The sequence below is a fragment of the Pseudomonas sp. Rh2 genome (assembly GCF_040762985.1).
Classification (GTDB): Bacteria; Pseudomonadota; Gammaproteobacteria; order Pseudomonadales; family Pseudomonadaceae; genus Aquipseudomonas; species Aquipseudomonas taiwanensis.
The window spans coordinates 4708866-4722812 of record NZ_CP142890.1; the positions used below are offsets into that span (position 1 = coordinate 4708866).

At 64.2% G+C, this 13947-nt stretch carries 12 protein-coding genes; 5 read left to right on the top strand and 7 right to left on the bottom strand.

All coding sequences use genetic code 11. From position 1 onward, the window contains the following. Position 1: 1 nt before the first annotated feature. Genes gspG through VXM67_RS21555 form a run of 6 tightly spaced genes read right to left on the bottom strand, consistent with a single transcriptional unit; the run spans position 2 to position 7114 of the window. Positions 2–436, bottom strand: coding sequence for a type II secretion system major pseudopilin GspG (gene gspG, locus VXM67_RS21530; RefSeq protein WP_023382061.1), 435 nt, complete (start codon positions 434–436; stop codon positions 2–4). Between the two features lie 17 nt (positions 437–453). Then, positions 454–1656: a type II secretion system inner membrane protein GspF gene (gene gspF / locus VXM67_RS21535; protein WP_023382062.1), complete on the bottom strand. Its 1203-nt coding sequence runs from the start codon at positions 1654–1656 to the stop codon at positions 454–456. A gap of 3 nt (positions 1657–1659) precedes the next feature. After that, a complete protein-coding gene (locus VXM67_RS21540; RefSeq protein ID WP_027906559.1) occupies positions 1660–3108 on the bottom strand; it encodes a GspE/PulE family protein in 1449 nt (482 codons plus the stop codon). Then, a complete protein-coding gene (gene gspD / locus VXM67_RS21545) occupies positions 3108–5060 on the bottom strand; it encodes a type II secretion system secretin GspD (protein WP_027906560.1) in 1953 nt (650 codons plus the stop codon). The genes VXM67_RS21540 and gspD overlap by 1 nt, the downstream gene beginning before the upstream one ends. Before the next feature lie 3 nt (positions 5061–5063). Beyond that, positions 5064–5489, bottom strand: coding sequence for a pilus assembly protein PilZ (locus VXM67_RS21550; RefSeq protein WP_367237365.1), 426 nt, complete (start codon positions 5487–5489; stop codon positions 5064–5066). Further along, on the bottom strand, positions 5486–7114 hold the full coding sequence (locus VXM67_RS21555) for a lipoprotein UxpA (RefSeq protein WP_186598460.1): 1629 nt from the start codon (positions 7112–7114) through the stop codon (positions 5486–5488). Before VXM67_RS21555 ends, VXM67_RS21550 begins: the two co-directional genes overlap by 4 nt. A gap of 224 nt (positions 7115–7338) precedes the next feature. On the opposite strand from VXM67_RS21555, the gene VXM67_RS21560 reads away from it, so the two are divergent. After that, positions 7339–9399, top strand: a complete 2061-nt coding sequence (locus VXM67_RS21560; RefSeq protein ID WP_186617643.1) for a PhoX family phosphatase — start codon at positions 7339–7341, stop codon at positions 9397–9399. 42 nt (positions 9400–9441) lie between these two features. Here the strand turns inward: VXM67_RS21560 and gspK are convergent, their stop codons facing one another. Continuing rightward, positions 9442–10407 carry a type II secretion system minor pseudopilin GspK gene (gene gspK / locus VXM67_RS21565; protein ID WP_023382068.1) on the bottom strand — a complete coding sequence of 322 codons (966 nt, stop codon included), beginning with the start codon at positions 10405–10407 and terminating at the stop codon, positions 9442–9444. Positions 10408–10553: 146 nt separating this feature from the next. Here gspK and tatA point away from each other — a divergent pair, with 146 nt between their 5' ends. The 4 genes from tatA to VXM67_RS21585 all read left to right on the top strand — a co-directional run bounded on the left by tatA (position 10554) and on the right by VXM67_RS21585 (position 13944). Continuing rightward, positions 10554–10772, top strand: a complete 219-nt coding sequence (gene tatA / locus VXM67_RS21570; RefSeq protein WP_023382069.1) for a twin-arginine translocase TatA/TatE family subunit — start codon at positions 10554–10556, stop codon at positions 10770–10772. Then, positions 10772–11062: a Sec-independent protein translocase protein TatB gene (gene tatB, locus VXM67_RS21575; protein ID WP_023382070.1), complete on the top strand. Its 291-nt coding sequence runs from the start codon at positions 10772–10774 to the stop codon at positions 11060–11062. Before tatA ends, tatB begins: the two co-directional genes overlap by 1 nt. Continuing rightward, positions 11059–11844, top strand: a complete 786-nt coding sequence (gene tatC / locus VXM67_RS21580) for a twin-arginine translocase subunit TatC (protein ID WP_023382071.1) — start codon at positions 11059–11061, stop codon at positions 11842–11844. The genes tatB and tatC overlap by 4 nt, the downstream gene beginning before the upstream one ends. Before the next feature lie 69 nt (positions 11845–11913). Next, on the top strand, positions 11914–13944 hold the full coding sequence (locus tag VXM67_RS21585) for an HET-C-related protein (RefSeq protein WP_023382072.1): 2031 nt from the start codon (positions 11914–11916) through the stop codon (positions 13942–13944). Positions 13945–13947: the final 3 nt, after the last annotated feature.

Here is a 13947-nt window from a genome sequence, read left to right on the forward strand (position 1 = left end):
GCTACAGCTCCCAGTTGCCCAGGTCGGCATCCTGCCCTTCACCGCCGGCCATGCCGTCGGCCCCCAGCGAATACACATCGACCCGACCATGCTCGCCCGGCATGCGGTACTGGTAAGGCGTGCCCCAAGGGTCCTGCGGTAAGCGACGCACGTAACCATCGCTGCGCCAGGCCCGTGGCAGCGGCTCCTGCGCAGGCTTTTTCACCAGAGCGGCCAAGCCCTGCTCGTTGCTGGGAAAGCGCAGGTTGTCCAGGCGATACATGTCCAGGGCCTGTTCCAGGGTGGCCAGGTCGGCCATGACCTTCTGGCGCATGGCCTTGTCCTGGTTGCCCAGTACGCTGGGCGCGACCACGGCGATCAACAGGCCGATGATGAAGATCACCACCATGATTTCCATCAGGGTGAAACCGCTCTGGCGGGTGCGTCGTTGCTGCATGTCGGTACTCCTTGTGTTCACAGTTGCAGGCCCTGGTTCAGTTGCATGATCGGCAGCAGGACCGCCAGCACGATGAACAGCACCACCGCGCCCATCACCAGGATCATCAGGGGTTCGAAAAGCGCCATGGCCGTATCCACCTGGCGGGCGAAGCCCCGCTCCTGGTCGTCGGCCACGCGTTCGAGCATGTCGGACAGGGTGCCGCTGGCTTCGCCGCTGCCCACCATGTTCACCAGCAGCGGCGGGAATTGCTGACTGGCGTCCAGGGCGCGATGCAGGCTGGTGCCGCCCTGCACTTGCAGGCGCACCTGCTCCATGGCCAGGCGGATACGCCGGTTGCCGACGGTTTCGGTGGCCACCTGCAAGGCTTCGAGCAATGCCACGCCACTGCCGCTGAGAATCGCCAGGCTGCGCGCCAGCCGCGCGCTTTCCAGCACCTGCAGCAGGGTGCCGATGCGCGGCAGGCGCAGCAGCAGCTCATCGCGGCGCAGGCACCAGTACGGCTTGCGCAGCAGCCAGCCAGAGAGGCCCGTGAGCAGCAGTGCCAATGCCAGCAACCAGGGACCGGCCTGCACCAAGCCCTGGCTCAGCCCGATCAACAGCGAGGTGATCAGGGGCAGGCCTTGCCCGGCATGGGCGAACTGCTCGGTGAGTTTGGGCACCACGAACGTCATGAGCCCGACCACCACCGCCAGCGACACGCCCATCAGCACGACGGGGTAGATCAGCGCGGTGCGCGCCTTGTGCTGTTGCCTTTGGACTTGCTCCAGATGATCTGCCAGACGTGTGAGCACCTGGGCCAGGCGCCCGGAACGCTCGCCGGCCTCGACCAGCGCACAATAAAGCCCAGAGAATGGCGCCCCTTGACGGGCAAGGCTGCGAGCCAACCCCAGGCCCTCGGCCAGCGAGCCTCGCAAGGCCACCAGCACGCTGTGCAACTGCGGTTCGCGCAGTTGGCGCTCAAGCGTGGCCAGGGCATCGACCAACGGGATACCAGCGCCTGTGAGCGTGGCCAGTTGACGGGTCAGCTCACACAACTGCGCACGGCTCAGCCGCTGTCGACGAGACGTGCGCCCCCCGCCCTTGGCACCGGACAATCGACGGGCGAACAGCCCTTGCTCGCGCAGTAGCTGGCGGGCATGGCGCTCACTGTCGGCTTGCAGGCTAGCCTTGTGGGTTTTGCCGGTTAGATCGACGGCGTGGTAGCGGTAGGTCGGCATGGCTCAGCCCTGCACCACGCGCAGCACTTCGGCCAGGCTAGTCTGGCCGCTTGCCAGGCAATCGCTGGCCATGGCCAGCAGGCTCTGGCGTCGTGGGGCGAGGTAATCGTGCATGGCGACTTCACTGGCACCGTCATACAACAAGCCGATCAGGCCTGCATCCAGTTCGACGAACTCGTACAGGCCAATGCGTCCGACATAGCCGCTACCCTGGCAATCCGCACAGCCTACCGGGTGGTAGCTGTTGCCCAGCGTCGCCAGTTCCGGCCACATCTCGCGTTCGGCCACTTGCAGAGGATGCGCCACCGCACAATGGCATAGCCGGCGCACCAGGCGCTGGGCCAACACGCCACGCAGGCATGAAGCGATCAGGAACGGCTCGATGCCCATGTCGCGCAAGCGCGTCACGGCACCTACCGCACTGTTGGTGTGCAGGGTCGACAGCACCAAGTGGCCGGTGAGGCTGGCCTGAACGGCGATCTGCGCGGTTTCCTGGTCGCGGATTTCCCCCAGCATGATCACGTCCGGATCCTGACGCAGGATGGCCCGAAGGCCATTGGCGAAGGTCAGCCCGGCTCGTGGGTTGATAGCGGTCTGGCCGATGCCGGTAATGGCGTACTCCACCGGGTCCTCGACGGTAAGGATATTGCGGCTGCCATCGTTGAGGCCATTGAGGCTGGCATACAGGGTGGTGGTCTTGCCTGAACCGGTCGGCCCGGTGGACAGCACGATGCCATTGGGCCGCGCCAGACAGGCGCGCAGGCCTTGCAGCACGGCGGCCGGCATACCCAGGTTGTCCAGCGCCAGCAGGCTGGCCTGCTTGTCGAGTACACGCATCACCACCCGCTCGCCATGGATGCCAGGCAGGGTCGAGACACGCACATCCACTTCACGCCCGGCAGCGCGCAAGGTGATGCGCCCGTCCTGCGGCTGGCGCTTCTCGGCGATGTCCAGGCGCGCCATGACCTTGATCCGCGATACCAGCATCGCTGACAGCGCCCGAGGTGGGCGCAGCACCTCGCGCAAGTGGCCATCGACCCGCAGGCGCACCACCAGGCTCTGCTCGAAGGTTTCGATGTGGATGTCCGAAGCGCGCAGGCGCAAGGCCTGGCCGAACAGCCCGTTGATCAGGCGAATGACCGGGGCTTCGTCGTCACTTTCGAGCAAGTCCTCGATGCGCGGCATGTCGCTGATCAGGCTGTCCAGGTCGACCTGCTCGCCTATGCCTTCTATCAATGCTTCGTTGGCCCCTTCGCCCGCCTGGTACAGCTGGCCAAGGCGCGCATCGAAAGCATCTGGCGCCAGGTATTGGAGTGCACTGGGCTGGCCGTGGACGCGCAGCAGTTCCTGCAACTGGCAGCTGTCGGCCCCGTGGCGCAGCCAGAGTTGCCAGCCACTTTCGGCAGGCGCGATGGCGAGCCCCGCGTGACGCGCCAGGCGGTAGGGCAGCATCACCAGTCACCGCCTTCGAGGCGTGCCCGGCTGGCGGGGAACGCCTGCATCAACGGCGTAGCGCTCTGAGCGCCGGCAAGGCCGGGCAGGTTCAGCGGCGTGGTCTGCTGCAAGGTGCGGTATTTGTCTTCGCTCAAGCCAGCCAGGCTGGGGCCGTCGCGCAGGATGCGCGGGCGGATGAACACCATCAGGTTCTGCTTGGTGTTCTTGCTGGCATCGGAGCGGAACAACCGGCCAAGGCCCGGGATGTCCCCCAGAAATGGCACGCGTTGGTCACTGGTGCTCAGCTCATCGCTGATCAGGCCGCCCAGGATCACCAGGCCGTTGTCCTCGACCATCACCTTGGTCTTGATCTCACGCTTGTTGGTGATCACATCGCTGGCGGTGGTGGAGTCGGCGATGGACGAAACCTCCTGGACGATATCCAGGCGCACGCTGTTGTCGATGTTGATCTGCGGTTTGATCCGCAGCTTCACCCCGACTTCCTTGCGCTCGATGGTCTGGTAGGGGTTGGCGTTGTTCTGGGTGACGGAGCCGGTGACGAACGGCACTTCCTGACCGACCAGGATCGACGCTTCGGCGTTGTCCAGGGTCAGCAGGGTCGGTGTAGACAGCAGGTTGAAGCCGCTCTTGCCTTTGAGGGCGTTGATCAGCATGGCGAAATTGAAGCCACCGCCGATATGGCCGATGCCCGCCGTGGCCCCCGTGGTGGCCGACAGCAGATCGCCAAGTGCCTCGTTGTCGCCACTGGCCGCCGCGCCGGCAATGTTGGCAATGTTCACCCCGTTGCTGCCGAAGTTGACGATACCGGCGCCGAACTTTTCATCCGCGAACAGCCATTGCACACCCAGTTCCTGGGCGCGGCTGTCGGAAACCTCGGCGATGATCGCCTCGACGACCACCTGGGCGCGACGGATGTCCAACTGCTCGACGATCGTGCGATAGGCCGCCAACGCGCTGTCGGGCCCCACCATCACCACCGCGTTGGTACCTTCTTCGTACTCCAGGCGGATGCCCAGGTCGTTGGCCGGTGCCAAGCGCTTGTCCTTGCCCTCCTCTTCGCCTTCGCCGGGCACCGCGCCGTCCTGACTCAGCCCGCGCAACACCTTCACCACCTCGCCGGCGTTGGCATGGCGCAGGTAGATCACCTGGGTATTGCTGCTGTGCTGGTTGTCACTGGGGCGGTCGAGCTGCTTGAGCAGGGCACGCACACGGTCTGTGCTGCCGCGTACCAGAAGCGCATTGCTGCGAGGGTCGGCGACCACTTGGGTACTGTCGCCACCCTGCTCCCGGGCCAACAGACGAGTCAGCAACGGCGCGGTGTCGGTAGCGCTGGCATGCTGCAGGGGCATGACCTGCAACGGTTCGTCGCTGACCTGGTCGAGCTGACGTAGCAGGCTGTCGATGCGTTCTAGATTGCTGCGCCAGTCCGTGACCACCAGCAGGTTAGCCGCCGGATAAGGCGTAATGACCCCGACCCGAGGGTCGATCAGCGGCTTGAGGATGCCGAGCATCTGCTCGCTGGCGGCGTTGCGTACATTGAATACCCGCGTGGCCACGCCATCGCTGCCTTCACCTGGTTGGCCGGCGGACTCCACCGGCACCGGCTCCAGGCGCGCAGCCTGGTCGGGTACGATCTTCACACTGCCATTGGGCAGGTCGACGGCGGCGTACCCCTGTGCGCGCAACTGCGCCAGGAAGATATCGTAGATGGCATCGGCATCGTGACGGTCGACGGTGCGGACCGTGACCTTGCCCTTGACCCGTGGATCGACGATGAAGGTAGTGCCGGTGATACGCGACACGCTGTCGATGAACTCGCCCAATTCGGTATCGACGAAATTCACCTCATACCGCGGTGTGCCATCCTCCTCGAACACCTCGGGTTCCTCGGCCCACGCAAGCGTCAGCGCCAGGCTCATGGTCGCGGCAACGCAGTATCTAACGAGCATCTTTCATCCTTGCCGCTTGAAGCCGGCCACGGCGGAGCGTGGCGGCCAGGGCAGGCGTTCACGCCGCCCCTGGTTGTCGAAAATCAGGCCATCGGCGTCGATGTCCTGCAACACGATCCCCGGCGCCAGGCGCTGGCCTCGCCCGAGCGTGCGCACCTGCTGGCCGAAGCGCAGCACCACCACACTGGCGGACAGTGGCTGGGCCTTGAGGCCACCGAGGTACTGCAGCGGCAGACGCGTGATGGCGATGGCACCGTCGTTGCCTGACGCCGACCAGTGACCGACCATCAGCCCAGGCAGCGGTGTGTCGCTGGCGACAGGCGGGCTGGCCGGTTGCGGCGAGCGCCCCAGTTGCAGCAGGCATTGGGCGGCGAGCCAGGCGGCCAGCGTCAGGCAACTGCCGGTCACTAGCCTGGCGCCCAGGCTCACGAGGCCACCTGCCGTGGGTGCCAGCCGGGGTGTCCCTGCACATAACGCACTTCAGGCAACTGAAGCGGCGCCAGCTGCCAGCCTGTCGGCTGGTCCGCCAGCCAGGCCTCGACCCGCTGCCACAGTGGTTCGCCGGCCTGGGCGTCGAACTGCAAGCCGAAGGTGCGACACACCCCCTGGACCGGATCCAGGCCGGTGATGCGCTTGCCCTGCGGGCTGTAGCTGACGCGCCATGGCTGGCCCTGCCAGCGCGGCAGGTCCTGGCTGTTGTCCAGCAGCAATGGGTCGCCGAACAGTTGCTCGGCGGCGTTTTCCAGCACGTGTTCGACCTGGCGCGCTGGCGCTTCGACCACCGGGGCCGGATAGCTGCCGGTGAGGCTGATCAGATGCTCACGGGTGATGGCATCGCCCATTGCCACGGGGTAGTCGTAGCGCAGACCGGGCAACAGCACTGGCATGCTGCCGTCATCCGCCAAGGCCTGGTGCAGCAGTTGGTCCCAACTGCCAGCGCGGGTATCGCGGCGCCATAGCGCTTGCGGCGCGCGGGCCAACGGTTGGTCAAGCCAGGCCGCATGACCTGCGCGCTGCTGGCGCAACTGGCTTTGCAACTGGCCTGCGCGCCGTTGCGCCGCGGGTGAAAGCTGGTACGCGAACGCAGGGAAAAAATGCGCATCGAACTGCCATTGTCCAGCTACCTGCTGGCAACGCAGCCGAAATGCCCCACTGCCACGACAACCGGCGAAGAGCACCGGCACCTGGCGACCGCTGGCCTGGGTCACCGGCACGGGTGCGGGCCACAGGTCCTGACCTCGGGCGCACAACACGACGTCAACTTCCTTGACACGCTCGGCCAGCCACAAACCCGGCCCGGTACCGACATCGGCCAGGGCCACCACCAGGTCGGCCTCGCGTCGGGCCTGTTCGAAGGCCGGGCTCAGCGAGTGGTACCACTGCTTCAATGAGGCTTTCTGGTCCTGGGCGTAGGGGTCGGTGACGCCTACCACGGCGATGCGTACACCGCCGCGTTCGAACAGGTGCAGCGCCTCCAGCCCCAAGGCCTGGCGTTGCTCGCCAGCAAGCCCGGCGCCGAGGGTAACGGAGGAAGACTGACGATACAGGCCGGCGCAACGCTGCGGCCAGAGCACGCGCTCATCGCTGCTGACCCGCACCTCACTGCCCAGCAGTTGACTGCCTTGCAGGCCGCTCTCGCCCTGGGTCAGGTAGGCCAGGCCACTGCCATTCCAGCCCTGGCCGTTTTCCAGGGTCAGGCTATTCCCCGAACCGGCTTGCGCGCGCAACTGCTCAAGCAAGGCGCCCAGCACCGCGTAGCCTCCCAACTGAGCGGCTGACGCCTGGCTGGCATCGAGCAGTGGTGCAAGTTGCGGGTGAGCGACGCTGGCACTGGCGCCAGTCATCCAGGGTGCGCGGCCCAGATGGCTGACTGGCCCTAACCGCGTGGCCGGCACCACGGCCGGGCCCGGCTGGCGTGCATCGAGGGTATCGGCTATGTACAACAAATCGAGGCTGGCGTCCTCGCGACGCGAGCCGGGCAGTGCGGAACAGGCGCCGAGTAGCGGTGCCAGTGCACCGATCCCCATCCAGCTGATTACTTCACGCCTGTGCATGCTGCCTGCCGTCCCTATCCACGTTCCTGTTGGGCCCTGGATGTTGCGGCGTTCGCGTGACAGTTTAATGGCAGAAATCCGACAGCAATTCCAAATTGATCTTTGTGAACGCTCGGTAAGAACGGGTAGTTTTAAAAACCCCTTAACATTTCTGCCAATCAATCATCACACTTGCGCTCTAAAGTCGCGCTTTCCTCCAACTCAGCCAATTTAAGGACACCCTGATGAGTCGAGAAAGCGGCGATAACCTGGATCGCAACCTGAGCGGTAACCTGCCGATGGCCAGCGTCATGGATGCTTACCTGAGCCGTCGCAGCGTGATGCGCGGCAGCCTCGGCGCGGCCATTGCCATGATCGCCGGGGCCGGCCTGACGGGCTGCTTCGACAGTGGTGGCGGCTCGGACGACGATGCAGCCTCCAAGCCTCCGGTTACCGACCCGCAGCCGCCCGCACTGGCACTGGGCTTCCAGTCCATTCCAGGTTCGCGCACCGACGCCTGCGTCGTCGCCGCCGGTTACAGCGCCTACGTGCTAGCCCCCTGGGGCACGCCGCTCAACAGCAATGGCAATCCGTGGAAGTCCGACGGCAGCAACACCTCGACCGACCAGGCCAACGCCATGGGCATGCACCATGACGGCATGCACTTCTTCCCCATCAACGGCAGCTCCGAAGATGGCCTGCTGGCGATCAACTTCGAATACATCGACACCGCCGCCCTGCACCCCGCCGGCCCGACCACCGATGGCAGCGGCAACCGCCCAGTGGAAGAGGTGCGCAAGGAGATCAACGCCCACGGCGCTGGCGTGGTGCGCCTGCAGAAAGTCAGTGGCCGCTGGCAGGTGGTCGACAACGACCCGCTCAACCGCCGCTTCACCACCGCCTCGCAAATGGACATCGCTGGCCCCCTGCGCGGCACCGACCATGTGAAGACCAAATTCTCGCCGGACGGCACCCAGTGCCGAGGCACCAACAACAATTGCGGCAACGGCTACACCCCATGGGGCACCTACCTCACCTGTGAAGAGAACTGGCCCGGCATCTTCGTCAACAAGGGCATTCGCCCGGCCGACCAGGCGCGCATCGGCGTGGGTACGTCCAACGGACAGTACAAATGGGAAACCGCAGCGGGCGACGCCAGCGAGGTGGACGATGAGTTCGCCCGCTTCGACGTCACCGTCAAAGGCGCCAGCGCCACCGACGACTACCGCAACGAAGCCAGCACCTACGGCTATATCGTCGAGATCGACCCGTACGACAGCTCCACCCAGGCCACCAAGCGCACGGCCCTGGGACGCTTGCGCCATGAAGGGTGCTGCCCTGGCCTGCCGGTGGCCGGCAAGCCGCTGGTCTGGTACATGGGTGACGACTCCAACAACGAATACGTGTACAAGTTCGTGTCCGATGCCGTGTGGGATGCCGCCGACGCCACCCCGGCCAATCGCCTGGCCACCGGTGCCAAGTACATGGACCAGGGCAAGCTCTACGTGGCGCGCTTCAATGCCGACGGCACCGGCGTCTGGCTGCTGCTCGACGTCACCACCGCCACCACGGGCGGCAGCACCCTGGGGGCGCTGTATGGCGACCTGCCGGGCATCCTCCTCAACACCCGTGGCGCGGGCGATGCCGTGGGCGCCACGCCGATGGACCGCCCGGAGTGGACCACGGTCAACCCGCTCAATGGCGATGTCTACCTGACCCTGACCAACAACAGCGCGCGCACCGCCGACAAGGTCGACGCGGCCAACCCGCGCGGCCCGAACCGCCATGGCCATATCATCCGCTGGCACGACAGCGACGATCATTTGAGCTTCACCTGGGACATCTTCGTGTTCGGCGCCAACGCCGCAGGTACCGCTGACATCAACCGCTCGGGCCTGACCGAACTCAACCAGTTCGCAAGCCCCGACGGCATGAGTTTCGATAGCCGTGGCGTGCTGTGGTTCGAGACCGACAATGGTGAGTCGACCGTGACCGACTACACCAACGACCAATTGCTGGCGGTGATCCCCACCAACCTGGTCGATGCCAGCGGCAAGCAGGTCCCAGTCAATGCCCAGAACCAGGTGGACCTGCGCCGCTTCTTCGTCGGTCCGAATGGTTGCGAAGTGACGGGGATCACCTTCACTCCGGACAACAAGACAATGTTCGTGAACATTCAGCACCCCGAGAACTGGCCGTACACCGACAGGGCTACCGATGCCACGCCAGCAGGCAGCACGGTGCGGCCACGCGCCTCGACGGTGGTGATCCAGCGCGATGATGGCGGGGAAATCGGCACCGCCTGACGTACTCGGCGGCGGGGTCGGCACTGAGGCCGGCCCCATGGCTCACCAGGCCATCGGCGCGCGACTCCGCACTCGCACCTGCTGCGCCGGTACCCGCGCATGCCACTGCACCACTCCCAGCGCCTCCAGCTGAAACTCGCTGCGCATCACCCGCCCCTGCTCCTCGAACGACAACTGCAACAGGAAATGCCCGCTGTTGAGCAGCAAGCCTTCACTGAGTGTCTCGAAGGTCTGGTCATCCACCGCGCCAAGCGCCTGGCGCAACGCTGCGGCATCCGCATAGCCGGACGTTGGTCGGCCACTGACGATGCGACTTAGCAGCGAGCGCGGGTAATGTCCCTCGTACAGCGCATCGAGCAACGGCAGATGCTCCAACCCCAAGGCATTGGCGTTGAGGCGCCAGCCCGTGGTCTGTGGCAAGGCGCAGAGCATCGGCAATTGGCCCTGACGTGAAGCATCGGGCTCCAGCAACAGGTTCAACTCGCTGGTGTCGAGCATGGGTTGGTTCGCTGCCAGGCGTGGCGGTTGCTGGCGCAGGTACTGGGCACTCTCGGCGCCCTGCAGGCGGGCGTCACTGTCGCTGTCGAGCCAGTCGGCCAAGGCATCGACCAGGCGTTCGGCCGCCATGTCGTCCCCCAGCAGGAAGCGCAACTGGCGCTCGGCCCGTTCGCCGTCTGCCCCAAGCAGCGCGTTGACGTTGAAACAGGTGTGCTGGTCGCTGACGCGCAGTTGCGCCTTGCCGGCGCCGAAATCATACGTCAGTGGTTGTCCGCGCAATGCCTGCCAGAACAGCGGGCTTTGACGCCAGGCTGGGTCGCGCAATGCCTGTTCGGCATAGGCCAACCCCGCCTGCTCCATGGCTCGCACCTGCACACGCTGATGCAACAGGCGAACCTCGTCGACCTGGCGTCGGCCATCCTCCACCATCCAGGCCATGCCTGCAGCGAGCATCGCCAGCACCACCATCACCATCAGCAGCGCTGCCCCCCGCTGTCGCCTGCCACCCATCCCTCACCGCCTTGCTGGTCACTGAAAGCGCCAGTCAACACCCAGGGTGTTGCAGTCAGATGGCAATCAAGGGGCGGTCATGTTCATGTCATCTGCACCGGGCAGGATTACCTTTCCTTTTCATGACCTTACAGGAGTGGTCGCACATGGGTGGCATTGGAATCTGGCAACTGGTCATCGTTCTGCTGATCGTGTTTCTGTTGTTCGGCACCAAACGCCTCAAAGGCCTGGGCAGCGACGTCGGCGAGGCGATCCAGGGCTTTCGCAAATCCATGGGCGGCGATGGGGATGCCAACGCCAACCCGCAGCCGCCACAGCCCGCGCCGCTGACGACTCAGCAAGCACAGTCGGATCGACAGGCCTGATGTTCGAGGTTGGTTTCAGCGAACTGCTGCTGGTAGGTGTCATCGCCTTGCTGGTACTGGGCCCGGAACGTTTGCCGGTGGCGGCACGTACCCTGGGGCGTGGCCTCGGCCAGGCACGCCGGGCCATGAACGCACTGCGCACGCAGATGGAGCGCGAGATCGACTTGCCGAACCTGGACAGCGCACCGTTGCAACGTCTTGAGCAGGATATACGCCGAGGCATCAGCCTCAACACGGCGCCGGCCAACGATGCAGATACCGCCAGCCTACCGAAGGAGAATGCTTCATGAGCGTTGCCATGGACCCGGCAACGGGGATGCCGCTGACCGAACATCTGCGCGAACTGCGCAAGCGCCTGGTGCGCTGCCTGCTGGTGATCGCCGTGGTATTCGCCGGCCTGTTTCCCTTCGCCCAAACTCTCTACACGCTGATCTCCGAGCCGCTGCGGCGCTTTCTACCCGAAGGCGCGAGCATGATCGCCACCAGCGTGACCTCACCGTTCCTGACGCCGTTCAAGCTGACGGCCCTGTGCGCGCTGTTCGTCGCCATGCCGCTGCTGCTGCACCAGGCCTGGGGCTTTTTGGCCCCTGGCCTGTACCGCCGCGAACGGCGAATTGCCCTGCCGCTGCTGGTGTCGAGCATCGTGCTGTTCTATGCCGGCATGGCGTTCGCGTTCTTCTTGGTGTTTCCGATGATGTTCGGCTTTTTTGCCAGCGTGACACCTGAAGGCGTGGCGATGATGACCGACATCAGTCAGTACCTGGACTTCATCATGGCGTTGTTCCTGGCGTTCGGTTTGGCGTTCGAGATTCCGGTGGCGACGTTCATCGTGATCTGGACGGGGCTGGCCGATGTGGCCAGGTTACGGCGCAGCCGACCCTACGTGATCGTCGGCTGTTTTGTGGTGGGGATGATTCTGACGCCGCCTGACGTGTTTTCGCAGACGATGTTGGCGGTACCGATGTGGGTGCTGTTCGAGCTGGGGCTGGTGGCGAGCACGCTGGTCGGCGCGCACCCGCCCCCTGGAATGCAGGCCGATGCGACCGGTGAGGAAAACCTCTCCCTCAGGTAAGGCTGCTCGGTTCATCCGGGTAATCCAGGCCACCAGACTGGGCGTTCCATTCTGTACGGAAAGACGCCCATGCCCATTGAAACCAACGTCAACAGCCCAACCCTGGAAAGCACCTATGAGCTGGGCCGACTCGATGCCTTGGCCCGGCACACCGACAAAGCGCTCTTCGTCACGCTGCTGATGTCAGTGTTTGGTACCGACCTGCCAGTCGCTACCTATTTGAAACTGCGGGCAGCCTTGCATGAGGGCAACATCGCCAACCCGAGCTATCGGATCGATGCCCAGGAAAGCACCCTTGCCCGCTATGACGGCGCCAGCCGTACGATTGTCGTAGCGATTTCCGCGATCGCGCAGGCACGCGACGAAGCCTTCATGAGTGTCAATCTGTTCAACGCCATGACCAGGGCGTTCGGCGAATACCTGCGCAGCGTGATACGCCGAGACATCGACGAACGTGCACAGGAACGCTCACCTGAGTCCCAGGCCGAGACAGCGCACGACGTCGGCACCGATTACGCCGCCATGATGTTCTTCTACGGTGCCAGCGCAACCGACCACACCGTGTACGCCAACTACGCGGGTGAAGACTTGCGCCTGACGATGCCTACCCAGGAGCCGCTCCCTCAAACCGCAGCGTTCGTCGCAGGTAACGGCCACGACAAGGCTGGCTCTTTCGGTCACGAGGCCTTGGAAAGGGGCTTGGCATCCGTGGGGTTCACTGACGAAGAACGTCGGAGCATCTACTTCGGCAACTGGTTGCGCGATCACTCACAGTTGCTGGACCCCAAAATCGTGCGTAAACCGGACGAACCGAAGAACTTTCCGTCAACATTGTCGCGAGCCGCGCTGACCAAGCTGGTCGACTTGTTGGCACTCAAGGAATTTCACGACCTGCAGGACACCCCAGCCGGCCGCCGCGCCTACACCGTGGATGAGGAAAAGCTTGGGGTATACCGGCCTTCCGAGCATATCGACAATCCGCTGAACCCGGCCAGCGACAGCATCGACCCTCAGGCCATTGATCCGGACTTCGAGCCGTTGGTAAAGGCTGACGACCCACTGCTGCGGGTCCATCCGGCGCGCTCCATTTCGAACTACGTCGACCATGCCGCCCGCTACATGTACAACAAGCTGATCGACGCCATGAACGCGGGTAACACGATCGAGGGCCGACGCTATTTCGGCGAAGCGCTGCATGTGCTCGAAGACTATTTCTCTCACTCCAACTTCGTCGAACTGTGCCTGCGCAAAAAGGGCCATGAGGTTCTGCCCTGGACCACGGAAACAGACTGCAAGCATGGCTTGCCGATCGTCACGGGCATGTTTGGTGGTCTGGACGTGATCGCCAGCATCGCCGAGCCGCTGGGCCAGATCTTTTTCGAGACGAAAGCGCTCGATTTCAAACGCACCAAACCGGGGGACCGCAGTGACGCAGAGCAGGCCCTGCTGATCCTGCTGGCCGAACATCCTACCGATGTGCCGCTCTCCTGGCTGAAAACCTACCTGGAATTGCGCGACAAGGCAGCGGCGGCGCCCTTGTTCGGCTTATTCGAAGCCGGACGGTGGATCACCCAACTGCCGCTGACGCTGCTGCAAAATGCAATCAACTCCACGATGCAGGGCATGCTGAACTGGGTTGCGGACAGCGTCGACGAATACCAGACGTTGTCCGGGCATAACCCCAATGAGAAGCCTGGCTTGCACCCGACACATTCACAACTGGCCAAGGATCACGACACCCACCCGTTTCATGAACTGGCAGCCTATCTGGCCACTTACGCGGTAGAGCAGGTGGGCCGCTCGATGTATGAATTCTGGCAGGGCAACACCGAGCGAGACCCGGCTAGCGTGGCCATGAATTTCATTCTGCACCCTGATGCCGACAATTGGCATGAGGACATCGTGGCGGCATGGGAGGCGAAAGACCCGGATGGATCGCGGAACAAGATTCAAGCGGGCAGCCGCCTGGAAGACCTGGTGCAACTGCAGGCGCAACTCGAGAGAGAGGAAAAGGACAGGGTGAGAGTGCTGGGAGAGCAGTACCGCAACGCACCCAACACCGTCTCGGAAATTATCAGCAGCGCTTTCCCGTTCGGTTAAGCG